Genomic DNA, 15,236 nt, shown 5'->3' with positions numbered 1-15,236 from the left:
CAATCTCTCTTCAAGCCTGGCGCAAAGCGGCAATGCGCAGCGCGGCGGGCGGATGGGAATCGTAGAACAGCGAATGAAGCGGATCCGGAGTCAGCGTGCTCGCATTGTCGCGGTAGAGCTTGACCAGACCGGACACCAGTGCATCGGCACTGCTGACCGAGGCCGCGTACTCATCAGCCTCGTATTCATGCTGACGCGAACCGCGGCTGGACAGCCAGCCGAAGGGAAAGGTGAATACCGGCAAGGCGGTAAAAAACAGCGTGAGCGCCGCGGCCGTCGAAGGCTGGTTGACCCCCAAGCCGGCGTAGAACCACTCAGCATCCTTCAGATACCCGAGCAAGGCCAGGGTCAGCAGCCCCAGGCCATACATGAGCACCATGCGTTTGATGATGTGGCGGCGCTTGTAGTGGCCAAGCTCATGCGCGAGCACAGCTTCGATCTCGGCCGGCGTTAGCCGCTCAATCAGGGTATCGAAGAACACGATGCGCTTGGTTTTGCCAAAGCCAGTGAAATAGGCATTGCCATGGCTGGAGCGCTTGCTGCCATCCATGATGAACACGCCATTGCTGGCAAAGCCGCATTTGCTCAGCAAGGCATCGATGCGCGACTTCAGGCTGGCGTCTTCCAGCGGGGTGAATTTATTGAACAGCGGGGCGATGAAACTCGGGTAGATCGCCATCAGGAAGAGGCCAAAGCTCACCCAGGCGGCCCACGCATACAACCACCACAGACTGCCCGCTGCATCCATCAGCCACAGCACCAAGGCCACCAGCGGCAGGCCAAGCGCGGCCCCAAGCAGCGTGGACTTGAGCAGATCGATGATGAACAGCTTGGCCGTCATCTTGTTGAAGCCGAAGCGCTCTTCCAGCACAAAGGTGCTGTACAGCGAGAATGGCAGGGACAGCACGCTGCTGAGCAGAGTCAGCCCGGCAATCAGGCCCAGACCCGCCCAGACACCCTCACCCAGCCCGGCGCGGCTCAGGCCATCCAGCCAACCTATGCCGCCGCCCAGAGTGAAGAAGCTGAGCACCAAGGCCTCCCAGGCAATGACCCAACGCGCCAGCCTAGCCTTGGCCACACTGTAGTCTGCCGCTTTCTGATGGGCGGCCAGCTCAATGCCAGCGGCGAAATCGGCCGGCACGGCAGCGCGATGACGCAGGATATGCTGCAAATGACGGGTTTTGAGCCACAACTGCAAGGCCGTGGAGAACAACAGGAAAAGCAGGAAAACCAGGCGGAAGTCGGTAGCGGACATGGGTGGGTGTTGTGGCGGCCACGAGGGGCTGTGAGACAATGGCGCCTATTCTACGCGACTACGGCGCGCAAAGGCCGCCCCAGCCGAATGCTGGCGCAAGCCGCACGCCGCTCGCTCACCCTCAGCTTGCAAGCAGGAATACCCCGATGGCCCAAGACGCAAACCGACTGATCTGGCTGGACATGGAAATGACCGGCCTCAACCCCGACAGCGACCGCATTATCGAACTGGCGGTGGTGATTACCGATAATGAGCTCAACACCGTGGCCGAAGGCCCGGTACTGGTCGTACACCAACCCGATAGCGTGCTGGACGGCATGGACGACTGGAACAAGAACACCCATGGCAAGTCGGGCCTGACCGATAAGGTCAAGGCATCCACCCAGGACGAGGCGGCCGTCGCCGCACAGATGCTGGCCTTCCTGGCCGAGCATGTACCCAAGGGGGCCAGCCCCATGTGCGGCAATACCATTCACCAGGATCGCCGCTTCATGGCGCGCTGGATGCCCGAGCTGGAAGACTGGTTCCACTACCGCAATCTGGATGTCAGCACGCTGAAGGAACTGTGCAAGCGCTGGAAGCCCGACGTGGCCAAGGGCCTGAAGAAGAGCGGCCGACATGAGGCGCTGGCCGATGTGTATGAGTCGATCGATGAGCTCAAGTACTACCGCGAACACTTCCTCAAGCCCTGAGCGCCTCATGCACACGGACGCCCAGATCGACACGCTGGCCCGCACACTCGGAGCGCTGCTACTGGCGCGCGGCTGGCGTGTGACGGCGGCGGAAAGCTGCACCGGCGGCGGCATCGCGCAGGCGATCACCGCGGTGGCCGGCTCATCGGGCTGGTTCGATATGGCCTTTGTCACCTATTCGAACCAGGCCAAGCAGCAATTGGTCGGCGTGCCAGCGCACACGCTAAGCGCCCACGGCGCTGTCAGCGAAGCGACTGTCTGTGCGATGGCACGGGGCGCGCTTCAGACTGCTGCGGCAGACATCGCGGTGGCGGTATCGGGCATTGCTGGCCCCAGCGGTGGCTCGCCCGACAAACCGGTCGGCACGGTCTGCTTCGCCTGGGCGCAAGCTGGCGCCGTCCACAGTGAAACCCGGATGTTTACCGGCGACCGCCATAGCGTGCGCCAACAAACCATCGCCCATGCCCTGCACGGGCTGATCCAGTTACTAGGCCAAGCCCAGTCATGACCACCATCGTCGTCGTCCGCAAGGACAATCTGGTCGCCATTGCGGCCGACACCCAGTCTACCTTTGGCGACACCCGCCTCGGCCATCTGCACGATGCGCGCCCGGACAAGATCTTCAGCTCGCACGACAGTCTGTTTGGCCTGTGCGGCGCCGCCGCGCACGATCTGGTGCTGCAGGCGATTCTGGCCAAGACCCGCGCACTCGACTTTTCCAGCCGCCCAACCATCTTCGATGCCTTCCGCAAGCTGCACCCCAAGCTCAAGGAAGACTTCTTCCTGAAGACCGAGGAAGAGGAAGACGATCCTTATGAATCGAGCCAGATCACGGCCTTAATTGCCAATTCACACGGCATCTTCGGCGTGTATTCGATGCGCGAAGTCTATGAATACCGCCATTACTGGGCGATCGGCTCGGGGCGCGACTTCGCCATCGGTGCCATGCGCGCCGTCTACGACAACCCGGCGTTCAGCGCGGCCGATATCGCCCGCATCGGCGTGGAGGTTGGCTGTGAGTTCGATGTGAATTCCTCGCTGCCAATGAGCTTGCGAACCGTGCAACTGGCCCCAACTAAGCCGGCTGAAACCTGAACGGCAGAACCAGAAAGAAACCCATGAGCCAAGACACCCTGCAACGCTTCCTGTTCGACGCCGCCCCGGTGCGCGGCGAGGTGGTGCGCCTGAGCGCCACCACACACGAAGTGCTCAAGCGCCGCGCCTATCCGCGGGTGATCCAGAAGCTGATCAGCGAGCTGATGGCCGCCTCGGCCCTGATGACCGCCATGCTCAAGTTCGAAGGCTCGCTGGTCATGCAGCTGCATGGCAAGGGCCAGCTGAAGCTGGTGGTCATCGAATGCGAATCGGATATGACCATGCGCGCCACCGCGCGCTGGGACGAGGCGGCTGGCGAGCTGCCCGATGCGCCGCTGTCCACCTTGCTGGGTGAAGGCCGCTTCGTGATCACCCTCGACCCCAAGGATGGCGGGCAGACCTATCAGGGCGTGGTCGGGCTCTCAGGCAGCAGCGTGGCGGCCATCATCGAGCACTATATGCAGAGCTCGGAGCAGCTGGACACCCGCCTGTGGCTCAGCAGCGAGAACGGCGTGGCCGCCGGCCTGATGCTGCAAAAGCTGCCGGCCGGGCATGGCGACCCGGAAGCCTGGCAGCACCTGACCACGCTGGCCGAGACCATCACCCCGCACGAGCTGAGCACGCTGGCACCGCAGGACCTGCTGTACCGTCTGTTCCACCAGGAAAGTGTGCGCGTTATGGCCGAGGAGCACCCGCATTTCGGCTGTCGCTGCTCGCAGGAACGGGTCGGCAATATGCTCAAGATGGTTGGGCGCGAAGAGGCTGAATCGGTGCTGGCCGAGCGCGGCAAGGTCGAGGTGACCTGCGACTTCTGCAATCAGCATTACCGCTTTGATGCAGTCGATGTGGCCCAGTTGTTCAGCGGCGAACTGAGCAGCGCGCCCAATCCGACCCGCCACTGAGCTGCACGCAGGCCTAGCCAGGCATGTAGCGCAGCAAGAAAAAAGGACGCCGTAGCGTCCTTTTTTCTTGCCAGCCCCAATCAGGCCACTTGCGGCGGGTTGCGCAGCTTGATGTGCAGCTCGCGCAACTGCTTCTCGTCGACCATATTCGGCGCCTGGGTCAGCAGACACTGGGCACGCTGGGTCTTCGGGAAGGCGATCACGTCGCGGATCGACTCAGCACCCGCCATCAGGGTGACCAGACGGTCGAGACCGAAGGCCAGGCCGCCGTGAGGTGGCGCACCGTAGGCGAGGTTTTCCAACAGGAAGCCGAACTTGTTCTGCGCTTCTTCCGGGCCGATGTTCAGTGCTTCGAACACGGTGGACTGCATATCGGCACGGTGGATACGGATCGAACCGCCACCCAGTTCCCAGCCATTCAGCACCATATCGTAGGCACGCGCCTTGCACTTGCCCGGCTCAGTCTTGAGCATGTCGATGTGCTCGACCTTGGGGCTAGTGAACGGGTGGTGGCAGGCGGTGTAGCGCTTGTCTTCCTCGTCGTACTCGAACATCGGGAAGTCCACCACCCACAGCGGCTTCCAGCCACGGGTGAAGTAACCGCCCGCCTCGCCCTTTTCGTGGCCGATCTTCAGGCGCAGCGCGCCGATCGCCTCATTCACCACCTTGGCCTTGTCAGCGCCGAAGAAGATGATGTCGCCGTTCTGCGCGCCGGTCAGCTCCAACGTGGCCTTCAGCGCGGCTTCGGACAGGTTCTTGACGATGGGCGACTGCAGGCCGGTTTCGTTCGGCTGGGTGATGTCGTTGACCTTGATATAGGCCAGGCCCTTGGCGCCGTAGATGCCCACGAACTGGGTCCAGGCGTCGATCTCGGAACGGGTGAAGGCAGCGCCGCCAGGCACGCGCAGACCGACCACTCGGCCGCCTTCCATGTTCGCTGCACCGGCGAACACCTTGAAGGCCACGTCCTTCATCACATGGGTCAGTTCGGTGAACTTAAGGTCCACGCGCATATCGGGCTTGTCCGAGCCGTAGTAGAACATCGCGTCGTCGTAAGCCATGCGCGGGAACTTGCCGAGCTCGACACCGATGGCTTCCTTGAACACATGGACGGCCATTTCTTCGGTGATATCCATGATCTCGTCTTCCGAGAGGAAGGAGGTCTCGATATCGATCTGGGTGAATTCGGGCTGGCGGTCAGCACGCAGGTCTTCGTCGCGGAAGCACTTGGTGATCTGGTAGTAGCGATCGAAGCCGGCCACCATCAAGAGCTGCTTAAAGAGCTGGGGCGACTGCGGCAGCGCAAAGAACTGGCCGTCGTGCACGCGGCTCGGCACCAGATAGTCACGCGCGCCTTCCGGGGTCGAACGGGTCAGCATCGGTGTTTCCACGTCGATGAAGCCACGGCTGTCGAGGAAGTTGCGCACCAAGAGCGCCACCTTGTAGCGCAGACGCAGGTTCTTCTGCATGGCCGGGCGACGCAGATCGATCACGCGATGCTGCAAACGGGTCAGCTCGCTGAGGTTTTCGTCGTCGATCTGGAACGGCGGGGTGTTGGCAGCGTTCAGGATCACCAGCTCTTTGGCCAGGATCTCGATCTCGCCCGAGATCAGGTTGGCGTTGGCGGTGCCGGCCGGGCGCTCACGCACGATGCCGGTCACTTCGATCACGAATTCCGAGCGGACGGTATCGGCCAGGGCAAAGGCTGCCGGGGTATCGGGGTCGATCACCACCTGCACCAGACCTTCGCGGTCGCGCAGGTCGATGAAGATCACGCCGCCGTGGTCGCGACGACGGTGGGCCCAGCCCTTGATGGTGACGGTTTGAGTCAGGTAACGCTTGTCGATCAAGCCACAGTAATCAGTACGCATAGCAATTCTCAAAGGGAGTACGCCCTCGTGGGGCGGAAATAAGCCGGAATGGGGTAAGGATTTAACGGGCTAAGCGTGCTGCCACGCTTAACCCGGTAGATTCGGATTGGCCGGATCGGGCCGCAACAGGGCCGCCAGCTTGGGCGTTGGCGATACCACACCCATTGAGATCACGTATTTGAGTGCCTCATCCACGCTCATATCAAGCTCTATCGTCTCGGACTTCTTGACCACGATGAAATAGCCGGAAGTCGGGTTGGGCGTGGTCGGCACATAGACCGAGACATGCTCGCCATCGAGCTGCTTGGCAATTTCATTGGCCGGCGTACCGGTCAGGAAAGCCACCGTCCAGGCCTCATTGTGCGGAAAACGCACCAGCAAGGCCTTGCGAAACGCATTACCCGAATCGGACAGCACCGTGTCGGACACCTGCTTGACCGAGCCATAGATGGACTTCACCACCGGGATGCGGTTCAGGATGTCTTCCCAGAACTTGACCAGGCGCTGACCAAGGATATTCGCGGTCAGGAAACCGGTCAGCAGCACGATCAGCACCACGCCGATCACACCGAGGCCGGGGATGTTGATGCCGAGCAGGTCACGCGGCCGGCTGCCCTCGGGCAGCAGCAGCAGGATGCCGTCCATGGCGCCCACCAGCGTGCTGATCACCCACAGGGTGATGCCGAGCGGCACCCAGATCAGCAGGCCGGTAACGAAATAGCGCTTCATGCGGTGGCTTTCTCTTGCTTCAGATGATGGGGCTTAATGGCTGTGACCGCAGTTACCCGAGCCACAGGCCGGTGCGGCGGTGGTGTCGGCCGGCTTGCTGACCGAGGTGCTGCTGGCGCCGCCGCACTTAAAATCGGTGGCGTACCAACCCGAACCCTTAAGCTGAAAGCCGGCTGCCGATACCTGCTTGGCAAAGCTGTCCTTGCCGCAGACCGGGCAGGCGGTCAGCGCCGGGTCGGAAATCTTGCGCAGCACATCGGCGCGATGGCCGCATTCGGAACATTGGAAATCGTAGATCGGCATTGCCGCTTCCCTCCAGAATCAGGAAAAGTCCAATCAAAGCCGCGCATTATAACGCAGCGCCGTGTTGGCTGTGCTGCTCTTCAATGCAGCGCAGCATGCGTGATATGGGGTCACCCGAACAAGCTTGCAACAGCCTGCCGACGCGCGTTTGACGGGCGGCGCGGCGGCCGCTTAGGCTGAGCGCTTGCTCAAAACAACGCCAATGAGGAGATCAACCATGCGCATGCTCAGCGCCCTGGCCGCCGGCCTGATCCTGTCTGTCGGCACGGCCTATGCCGACAGCCTGAGCCCGGTCGGCAACTGGAAGAATATCAGCGACAAGACTGGCAAGACCGAGGCCATCATCCAGATCTGGGAAGAGAATGGCGAGCTGCGCGGCAAACTGAGCCGCCTGTTCGAACCCAAGGAAACCGTGTGCTCTGCCTGCAAAGGCGACAAGCAGAACAAGCCACTGCTCGGGATGGAGATCATCTGGGGCGTGAAGCGCAAGGGCGAGGAATGGGGCGGCGGCAAGATCCTCGACCCCAATAGCGGCGATATCTATAGCGTGAAGATGAGCTTGGCCGAGGGCGGACGCCAACTCAAGGTGCGCGGCTTCATGGGCTTTGCCCTGCTCGGCCGCACCCAGACCTGGTTGCGCGAGTAATCAGCCGCCCTGCTCTATCCAGCCCGCCCCATGGCGGGCTTTTTACTGCACGGCCGGCCTAGAAGCGGTGCGAGACACCCAGCACATAGCCGCGCGATGGCTTGATGCGGTCTTCCAGGCGCAGCGCAAATGCCTCGCTGATGAGCTTGGTGCGGCGGCTCAGATAGCGCTCGTAACCGATGGCCAATTTATGGTCGCCATCGTGCTGATTGACGCCTGCCACCTTTAGGCTGCCGGTATCGCGGTAGCCGATGAAGGCCCCCCATTGCGAGGTGCCAGCCTCCCAGCTGGCCGACCAGCTACGCCGGCGTGCCGTCGCCTCCCCTTCGGGCAGATAGCGGTAGTGCCCGGCCATCAGATTGATGCGCCCAAACGGCAGCACATAGGAGGTCGCTAGCATCAGATTGTCGGTACGCGAGCGCGCGGCGGCCACATAGGGGTAGTAGACGGTGGGTGTGAACAGCGCGCGGCGGATGCCACCCGCCAACGGTGCCGGCATGCCGCTGGCCAACAGGCCCGCCTCCAGCTGCTGCTCGGTAGCCTGCAGACCAGCCGCGATCTGGCCGCGCAAGCTATTCGCAGCGATATGGCAATGACGCGTGTAGTCATAGGCAAGGTCGATGCGTAGCTGACCAGGCCGCTGCAGACCGTTGTGATAGCCAAGATTGCCGGAGAAGCGCCGCGTCTGTGCCTGGCCCTCGGTCTGGTTCTCATCCAGCCCCAGCATGGCCGCCCCATGCCAGCCCTGCTCGAGCTGGCCCCAGTCGTAGCGCACGGCATTATCGAACTGGATGGGCGCTTCCAGCATGCGCGCCAGCGCCGGCAGCATGGTGGCCGTGCGCACGCCACTGGCCGTGGCCTGCAACGCGGCATTCACACCCGCCATCGCCTGCTCGGCGGCCGGCTGGCCATATTGGGCGGCGACTGCTGCGCCAAACGCCGCCACCAGCGGCACGGCATGGGCCGGCTCGAGGCGCGCATAGCGCGGCAACACGGTTTCATTACGCACCGCCACGCCGGTGCCCAGGCCGGTGGAAGGATCGTAGCGGTCGGTCAGCTCTTCATAGGGGGTATGACCACGTCCGAGGCGCAGCTCGCCCCACTGGCCGCGCAGGCCCAGCCAGCCGGCGCGGTTGGCGAAGCCATCGCGCGGTGCGGCGCAATCGGTAGCTACCTTCTGCCCGCCATCCAGGCAGACATACTGCTGCAGATCGAAAAACAGCTGCCGCCCCTCATCCAGCGCCTCAACGCCGCGCAGGCCGATATAGGCGCTGGCGGTATCCACCAGCAGCATGCGCCCACCGCGGCTCTCGAAGTCGATGCTGGCAAGGCCAATGCGCAGATCGCCATACAAGCTGAGCTGGGCCCAGGCCGATTGGGCCGACAACAGTGCCATGGCCGCCGCCATTGGCTTGAAGCGATGCATACGACTCCCCCAGTAACACTTGGCGCGATTTTTCTAGGCGCAGGCCAGCCTGCTTCGCTGGGCGCGCAATATAGCCAAAATCTGATTTTGCGGGCGAATTCTGTCTAGCAGTTGCTCGCTTGCCGCGCTGAGCGCGGCTTTCCAGCATTGCCGCGCCGGGCGTCGCCCGGCAAGATGCCTAGCTTCGTCTCCGCCTTGCAGCCCCCACCATGCTCGACATCTTTACCTTAGTGCTGATTGCCTTTTCGGCGGGCCTGATCGACGCTGCCGTGGGCGGGGGCGGCCTGGTGCAGGTGCCCGGTCTGTTTGCGGTGCTGCCGCAGCAGACCCCGGCCACCCTGTTCGGCACCAATAAATTCAGCTCGGTTTTCGGCACCGCGGTAGCCAGCTGGCGCTATGCACGCCAGATTGATATCGCCTGGAAGCTGGTGCTACCGGCTGCGCTGACCGCGTTTGCCTTTTCCTTTGTCGGCGCAATGGCGGTCAGCTACATCCCCAAGGAATGGATGCGCCCATTGGTGCTCGGCTTGCTGCTGTTCATGCTCGGCTACACGCTGAAGAAGAAGGATTTCGGCGCGCTGCACCGCCCGGCCCATATCGGCCGACGCGAGTTGATCGTGGCCCTCGCCATCGGCGGCGCCATCGGTTTCTATGATGGCCTGTTCGGCCCGGGCACCGGCAGCTTCCTGATCTTCCTGTTCATCCGCTTCTTCGGCTTCGACTTTCTGCGCGCCTCCAGCGCCGCCAAAGTAGTCAATCTGTCCACCAATCTGGCCGCGCTGAGTTTCTTCATCCCCACCGGGCATGTGCTCTACCAATACGCCGTGCCGATGGCCGCAGCCAATATCGCTGGCGCGGTGTTGGGTGCCCGCCTGGCCATGCGGGGCGGCACCAGCCTGATCCGCCGCCTGTTCATCGGTCTGGTCAGCCTGCTGATCGCCAAGCTGGCCTGGGATACCGTACAAGGCCTGCTCTGAGGGCGCGCCCTACAAACGGCATCTTCTGCCGAGCCAGCACCGCCCGGTTTAGAATGCGGCCCTGCGGCCAATTAGGCCGCCATTCCAGCAAGGACAGAGCATGAAAGCACAGTACAAGCGCCCGGAATCGGTGCTGGTAGTGGTCTACACCCCGCAGCTCGAAGCGCTGATCATCGAGCGCGCCGATGTGCAGCACGCCTGGCAATCGGTGACCGGCAGCCTGGAAGACGGCGAAACCCCACGCCAGACTGCGGTGCGCGAGCTGAAGGAAGAGCTGGGCATCGATGCCGAGCGCTTTGAATTGCAGGACTGGGGACTGAGCAGCGAGTACGAGATTTATGAGGTGTGGCGGCATCGCTATGCGCCGGGCGTCACCCAGAACACCGAGCATGTGTTCGGCCTCTTGGTGCCCGAACGCTTTGAGCCGGTGCTGTCGCCGCGCGAGCACACCCATTGGTTGTGGCGCGATGCGGCCGTGGCCGCCGAGGCGGTGTTCTCGCCGTCGAACGCCGAAGCCCTGCGCCTCCTGCCAGAGATGGCCGAGAAGTTCGGTGCCCATCTGCAAGCACAGGGGCGCGCCTGAAGCGTCGCGAAAAAACGACGCTCATGCCTAGACAAGTCACCCAAAGGCCGGAATAACTGGCCGATTCCTCCCCGAACCCGCTACAACACAGGCCGCAAGCCCCACCGAGAGGGCATGTCCTGAATCTATCGCGGAGGAATCCCCTAATGCAGTTACTGACACAAAGCCTGCTGGCAGCCTGCCTATCGTCCCTGGTCCTGGCCGAAGTACCGACCAGCCCTTCCTTCGATTGGCACCAGTTGCATGCGGAAGTGAGCGCCGGCGCCTATCTGAACGAACACAGCGACGATGGGGGACCGGCAGTTGGGCTTGGTCTCGGCTATCAGTTCGGCGAAGGCGCCGTGCTGCTGCAAGCACGCCGCTACAGCAATCTGAGCGCCGAGCTCGGCTCAACCGTGGCCGCCGTCATCAACTGCTCGCTGTCCTCGCGCTGCGAACAAAAGACCGAGGACTTGAGCGGCATCAATCTGCTCTACCGCGCGAGGCCGCTATCCTGGTTCTCGTATGGGCTTGGGATCGGCACACTCAGTGCACGCAGCGTGGTCGAAGTACGTAGTTCTCAGGGCGCACTGATCCAGCGCGAGGAAACCCGTCAACGCCGCACCACCCTACCCTATGAACTGTTATTGCACCTGGGCCCAAGCCGGCAGAGCAGCCAGCAACCCTGGTCGGTCTACGTCGGCCTGCAGGGCCAGGTGTGCAAGACGCTGTGCAACCACGGCCTCTACCTAGGCGTACAGACCGGCTTGTAAGGCGGGGGCTGCAGGCGCACGGGCTGCACACGAGCGGCCGGGTCAAACTAGAATGGAAGTTAGTACGCCGACTCACTTTAGCCGCTCGGTCCAACATGGACGCCACCATCAAGATCGCCACCTACAACATCCATAAGGGCATGTCGGCCTTCAATCGCCGGCATGTGCTGCCCGATATCAAGCATGCGCTGGGCGGGCTGACTGCGGACTTGGTGTTCTTGCAGGAGGTGCAGGGCGAGCACCTGAAGCGCGCCGGCCGGCATCTCGACTGGCCGGATTCGCCCCAGCATGCTTTCCTCGCCGACGAGCAGCTGCACCATGTGTATGGCCGCAATGCCGAGTACCGGCTCGGCCACCATGGCAATGCCCTGCTCAGCCGCCACCCGATACTGCGCTGGCATAACCAGGACGTGAGCCTGAGCAAGCTCGAGCGGCGCGGCCTGCTGCACAGCGTGATCGCCCTGCCTGGGCGTGAAACGCCGCTGCATGCGCTGTGTGTGCACCTGAATCTGCGCGCCGGCGACCGCCGCCAACAGCTGCAGACCCTGATCGATTACGCACGCAGCCAAATCCCGCAGCATGAGCCGCTGATCGTGGCCGGTGACTTCAATGACTGGCAGCGTGAAGCCTGCGCGGTGCTGCGCGAAGGCCTTGATCTACGCGAGGCGTTTCAGAGCCTGCATGGCCGCCTGGCGGCTACCTTTCCAGCGCGCCTGCCCGTGCTGACGCTGGACCGCATCTATCTGCGCGGCCTGCATGTCGAGCATGCCGAGACCCATTCCGGGCGCGACTGGGGCCGGCTCAGCGACCATGCGCCGCTGACCGCCACCGTACGCCTCGATCCCCCGCCCAGCTTGGCGCCAGCACGGCTGCCGGACGACTGGGCACAGCCCGAGCTGCGCCGACGCAGCGGCAGCGCCTGATGCTCACCCGCCCTGCTATGAACGACCTTGCCCACCCCACAGGGTGCGTGGAACCGCATGCCCTGGCGTAATGGCAACCAGCTCACCCTGCTGCGCAACGGCGCCGAGTATTTCCCGGCCCTGCTGGCCGCCATTCGCGCGGCCCGCCATGAGGTGTTCCTGGAAAGCTATCTGTACAAGCCGGATAGCACCGGTCGGCAGGTCTCGGCCGCGCTGATGCGCGCGGCGCGGCGCGGGGTGCGCGTGCAGCTGCTCTTGGACGGCTTCGGCGCGCGCGATCTGCCCGACAGGTTGCAGCTAAGCCTGGCACGCGCCGGGGTGCGCCTCCTGTTCTTCCGCCCCGAGTACTCGCCGCTCTCACTCAATCGCCAACGCCTGCGCCGCATGCATCGCAAGCTGGCGGTGGTGGATGGTGAGGTCGGCTTTGTCGGCGGCATCAATATCCTCAACGACCACGACGGCCCGGCGCTGGCGCCGCGCTACGACTATGCGCTGCGTGTACAAGGCCCGCTGCTCAGCCAGCTGCATGCGGTGGCGGCCGGCCAATGGCGGCATACCTGCTGGTCGCAACTCAAGAGCGAATGGCACAAGCTGCCCAGCTTGCGCGGCGAACCCAAGCCGCAGGGCACGGTGCGCGCGCGCCTGGTGCGGCGCGACAATCTGCGCCATCGGCGAGCGATCGAGACCGCCTATATCGAGGCGATCGAGGCAGCGCATCAGGAAATCGTGCTGGCAAACGCCTATTTCCTGCCCGGCATCAGCCTGCGCCATGCGCTGCTGGCGGCCGCCAAGCGCGGCGTGCGCGTGGTGATCCTGCTGCAGGGGCGCATCGACCATGCGCTGCTGCATTACGCCACCCGTGTGCTGTATCGGCCGTTACTGGCGGCCGGGATGGAAATCCATGAGTACACGGCGGGCTTTATGCATGCCAAGGTGGCGGTGGTAGATGGCGAATGGCTGACCGTCGGCTCGTCGAATATCGACCCCTTCAGCCTGCTGACCGCGCGCGAGGCGAATATCGTCGCGCTGGACAAGACCCTGGCCAGCGCGTTGCGGCGCGATATCCAGCTGCATATCGATCGCGATGCCGAGCCGGTGCCGCCGCAGCGCGTCATGCAGGCTCGCTGGTGGCAGCGCGCGCTGCCCTGGCTCGCCTATCAGCTGGTACGCGGTCTGCTCGGGCTTACCGGCTATGGCCAGCGTGAGTATCGCGAATAGTCTGGATGTCGCGCTCGGCCTGCACGGCCAGGATGGCCTGATCCAACTCCTCGAGCAGGACTTCGATACGCCGTAACAGTTCGTCCTCGGCAGGAAGATGGCAGGCGGGATGGGCAGGAGCGACGAGAGAGGACATGGTGGCAAGGCGGCCCGGCGCGAAGCCGGGTAAATCATTCAATAAGGAATTGTTAATTTTAACAAATCCACCTCGCTACCAAGCAAGCAGCCGCTATTCGGTATCCGGCTGCCAAGAAGGGTGGGTATCGGCAAACGCCGCCAGCCCGCTCAGCGCGGCATCCACCGCCACGATATGCGGAAACGGGCTCAGATCGAGCTGGAAGCGGCGCGCATTGAACACCTGCGGCACGAGGCAGATGTCAGCCAGGCTGACCGCCTCGCCCACGCAGAAGCGCTGGCTACCAAGGCGGGCCAATTCGGCTTCCAGGCCCACGAAGCCGGTGCGTATCCAGTGCAGGTACCACTCGTCCACTTCGTCCTGACTGTGGCCAAGCTTGCCCTTCAGATACTGCAGCACGCGCAGATTATTGATCGGATGGATATCGCAGGCGATCGCATAGGCAAGCGCGCGCACCTTGGCGCGCTCGAGCAGATCGGCCGGCAGCAGCGCCGGCGTGTCCGGATAGCGCTCATCGAGGTATTCGCAGATCGCCAGCGACTGGCTTAATACCTGCGCCCCGTCGGCCAGTGCAGGCACCAGACCTTGCGGATTCAGCGCCAGATAGCGCGCCGACTTCTGCTCGCCACCATCGCGCAACAGGTGGATGGGCGCCGCCTCGTAAGGCAGGCCCTTGTGCGCAAGCGCAATGCGTACGCGCCAAGCGGCCGAGGAACGGAAATAGGTATAGAGCGTGCGCATCGCTTACTTCACCAGCTGAACCGTCTGTTCGATGCTGCCGAAGATCGAACGCCCAGCCTGGTCCCACATATCGATCTTCACCGTGTCGCCGTGCTTGAGGAAAGGGGTGGCCGGCTTGCCCTGCTCGATAGTTTCAATCATGCGCACCTCGGCAATGCAGCAGAAGCCACGCTTGCGGTCCTTGTTCGAGATGGTGCCGGAACCGACGATGGAGCCGGCGCCCAGCTTGCGCGTGGTCGCCAGGTGGGCGATCAGGTCGGCATGGCTGAAGGTCATTTCCTCGCCGGCATTCGGCTCACCAAACCACTCGCCATTGATCCAGGTGCGCAGCGGAAGGTGCAGCTTGCCCTCGCGCCAATCGCCTTCCAATTCGTCCGGCGTCACGGCCACCGGGCTGAAGGCGCTGGCTGGCTTGGACAGCACGAAGCCAAAACCCTTGGCCAGCTCGTTCGGGATCAGGCCGCGCAGGCTCACATCGTTGACCAGCATCAGCAGGCGAATATGCTTGTGCGCCTCCGCGGCCGTGGTTCCGATCGGCACATCGTCGGTGATCACCGCCACTTCAGCTTCCAGATCGGTGCCCCAGGCTTCGTCACGGATCGTGATTGGGTCACGCGCGCCCTGCAGATCGTCCGAGCCGCCCTGATACATGAGCGGATCGGTATAGAAAGACGGCGGCATCTCGGCATTGCGCGCCTTGCGCACCAGCTCAACATGGTTCAGATAGGCCGAGCCATCGACCCACTGATAGGCACGCGGCAGCGGCGCAGCGCAGTCAGCCGGGTCAAACGGCAGGGCATCGGCCAACTGGCCGGCATTGAGCGCATCGCTGATATCGCGCAGGTGGATGACCACATTGGCCCAATCGTCGAGCGCGGCCTGCAGGGTGGCGGCGATCTGCGGCACGGCAATGCAGCGGCTCAGATCGCGGCTGACGACCACCAGACGGCCATCGCGGCCGTGTTTGAGTGAGGCGAGTTTCATACT

17 protein-coding genes are annotated in these 15,236 nt (G+C 63.3%); 10 read left to right on the top strand and 7 right to left on the bottom strand.

Annotated features, from left to right (window positions below):
* Nucleotides 1-10 precede the first annotated feature (10 nt).
* Complete coding sequence (locus tag BT173_RS04610; RefSeq protein ID WP_072427458.1) at nucleotides 11-1,255, bottom strand: M48 family metallopeptidase; 1,245 nt, start codon at nucleotides 1,253-1,255, stop codon at nucleotides 11-13.
* A 146-nt stretch (nucleotides 1,256-1,401) separates the two neighbouring features.
* On the opposite strand from BT173_RS04610, the gene orn reads away from it, so the two are divergent.
* From orn to hslO, 4 genes are read left to right on the top strand one after another with little or no spacing between them, the layout of a single operon-like run.
* Nucleotides 1,402-1,947, top strand: a complete 546-nt coding sequence (gene orn / locus BT173_RS04605) for an oligoribonuclease (protein WP_072427457.1) — start codon at nucleotides 1,402-1,404, stop codon at nucleotides 1,945-1,947.
* Nucleotides 1,948-1,954: 7 nt separating this feature from the next.
* On the top strand, nucleotides 1,955-2,455 hold the full coding sequence (locus BT173_RS04600; RefSeq protein ID WP_072427456.1) for a CinA family protein: 501 nt from the start codon (nucleotides 1,955-1,957) through the stop codon (nucleotides 2,453-2,455).
* Entirely contained in the window at nucleotides 2,452-3,042 is a 591-nt protein-coding gene (locus tag BT173_RS04595) for an MFS transporter (protein WP_072427455.1), read from the top strand. Before BT173_RS04600 ends, BT173_RS04595 begins: the two co-directional genes overlap by 4 nt.
* A 23-nt stretch (nucleotides 3,043-3,065) precedes the next feature.
* Nucleotides 3,066-3,944 (top strand): Hsp33 family molecular chaperone HslO, encoded by an 879-nt coding sequence (gene hslO / locus BT173_RS04590; protein WP_072427454.1) that lies wholly within the window; start codon nucleotides 3,066-3,068, stop codon nucleotides 3,942-3,944.
* A gap of 80 nt (nucleotides 3,945-4,024) precedes the next feature.
* Here hslO and aspS read toward each other — a convergent pair whose 3' ends face one another.
* From aspS to BT173_RS04575, 3 genes are all read right to left on the bottom strand, one after another.
* On the bottom strand, nucleotides 4,025-5,815 hold the full coding sequence (aspS, locus tag BT173_RS04585; protein WP_072427453.1) for an aspartate--tRNA ligase: 1,791 nt from the start codon (nucleotides 5,813-5,815) through the stop codon (nucleotides 4,025-4,027).
* 87 nt (nucleotides 5,816-5,902) lie between these two features.
* Nucleotides 5,903-6,544, bottom strand: a complete 642-nt coding sequence (locus tag BT173_RS04580; protein WP_072427452.1) for a DUF502 domain-containing protein — start codon at nucleotides 6,542-6,544, stop codon at nucleotides 5,903-5,905.
* A 33-nt stretch (nucleotides 6,545-6,577) separates the two neighbouring features.
* Complete coding sequence (locus tag BT173_RS04575; RefSeq protein ID WP_072427451.1) at nucleotides 6,578-6,847, bottom strand: FmdB family zinc ribbon protein; 270 nt, start codon at nucleotides 6,845-6,847, stop codon at nucleotides 6,578-6,580.
* Nucleotides 6,848-7,064: 217 nt separating this feature from the next.
* Here BT173_RS04575 and BT173_RS04570 point away from each other — a divergent pair, with 217 nt between their 5' ends.
* Nucleotides 7,065-7,493 carry a DUF2147 domain-containing protein gene (locus BT173_RS04570; protein ID WP_245794127.1) on the top strand — a complete coding sequence of 143 codons (429 nt, stop codon included), beginning with the start codon at nucleotides 7,065-7,067 and terminating at the stop codon, nucleotides 7,491-7,493.
* Between the two features lie 58 nt (nucleotides 7,494-7,551).
* Here BT173_RS04570 and BT173_RS04565 read toward each other — a convergent pair whose 3' ends face one another.
* Nucleotides 7,552-8,919, bottom strand: coding sequence for a porin (locus BT173_RS04565; RefSeq protein WP_072427449.1), 1,368 nt, complete (start codon nucleotides 8,917-8,919; stop codon nucleotides 7,552-7,554).
* A 209-nt stretch (nucleotides 8,920-9,128) separates the two neighbouring features.
* On the opposite strand from BT173_RS04565, the gene BT173_RS04560 reads away from it, so the two are divergent.
* The 5 genes from BT173_RS04560 (at nucleotide 9,129) to clsB (ending at nucleotide 13,372) form a co-directional block, all read left to right on the top strand.
* Entirely contained in the window at nucleotides 9,129-9,896 is a 768-nt protein-coding gene (locus BT173_RS04560) for a sulfite exporter TauE/SafE family protein (protein WP_072427448.1), read from the top strand.
* 100 nt (nucleotides 9,897-9,996) lie between these two features.
* Nucleotides 9,997-10,479 carry a dihydroneopterin triphosphate diphosphatase gene (gene nudB, locus BT173_RS04555; RefSeq protein ID WP_072427447.1) on the top strand — a complete coding sequence of 161 codons (483 nt, stop codon included), beginning with the start codon at nucleotides 9,997-9,999 and terminating at the stop codon, nucleotides 10,477-10,479.
* Between the two features lie 146 nt (nucleotides 10,480-10,625).
* Nucleotides 10,626-11,231 (top strand): hypothetical protein, encoded by a 606-nt coding sequence (locus BT173_RS04550; RefSeq protein WP_072427446.1) that lies wholly within the window; start codon nucleotides 10,626-10,628, stop codon nucleotides 11,229-11,231.
* Between the two features lie 95 nt (nucleotides 11,232-11,326).
* A complete protein-coding gene (locus tag BT173_RS04545) occupies nucleotides 11,327-12,154 on the top strand; it encodes an endonuclease/exonuclease/phosphatase family protein (RefSeq protein ID WP_072427445.1) in 828 nt (275 codons plus the stop codon).
* A gap of 27 nt (nucleotides 12,155-12,181) precedes the next feature.
* Entirely contained in the window at nucleotides 12,182-13,372 is a 1,191-nt protein-coding gene (gene clsB, locus BT173_RS04540) for a cardiolipin synthase ClsB (protein ID WP_217651400.1), read from the top strand.
* Between the two features lie 229 nt (nucleotides 13,373-13,601).
* Here clsB and maiA read toward each other — a convergent pair whose 3' ends face one another.
* Together maiA and BT173_RS04530 are read right to left on the bottom strand one after the other, a co-directional pair.
* The gene (maiA, locus tag BT173_RS04535) at nucleotides 13,602-14,249 is read right to left on the bottom strand and encodes a maleylacetoacetate isomerase (protein ID WP_072427443.1); all 648 of its coding nucleotides are present in this window, start codon (nucleotides 14,247-14,249) and stop codon (nucleotides 13,602-13,604) included.
* A gap of 3 nt (nucleotides 14,250-14,252) precedes the next feature.
* Nucleotides 14,253-15,233, bottom strand: a complete 981-nt coding sequence (locus BT173_RS04530) for a fumarylacetoacetate hydrolase family protein (protein ID WP_072427442.1) — start codon at nucleotides 15,231-15,233, stop codon at nucleotides 14,253-14,255.
* Between the last annotated feature and the right edge of the window lie 3 nt (nucleotides 15,234-15,236).

The sequence above is a fragment of the Chitinimonas taiwanensis DSM 18899 genome (assembly GCF_900119825.1).
GTDB lineage: Bacteria > Pseudomonadota > Gammaproteobacteria > Burkholderiales > Chitinimonadaceae > Chitinimonas > Chitinimonas taiwanensis.
Note: the sequence above shows the minus strand (reverse complement) of the source record. Positions and strands in the feature narration are given on the sequence as shown.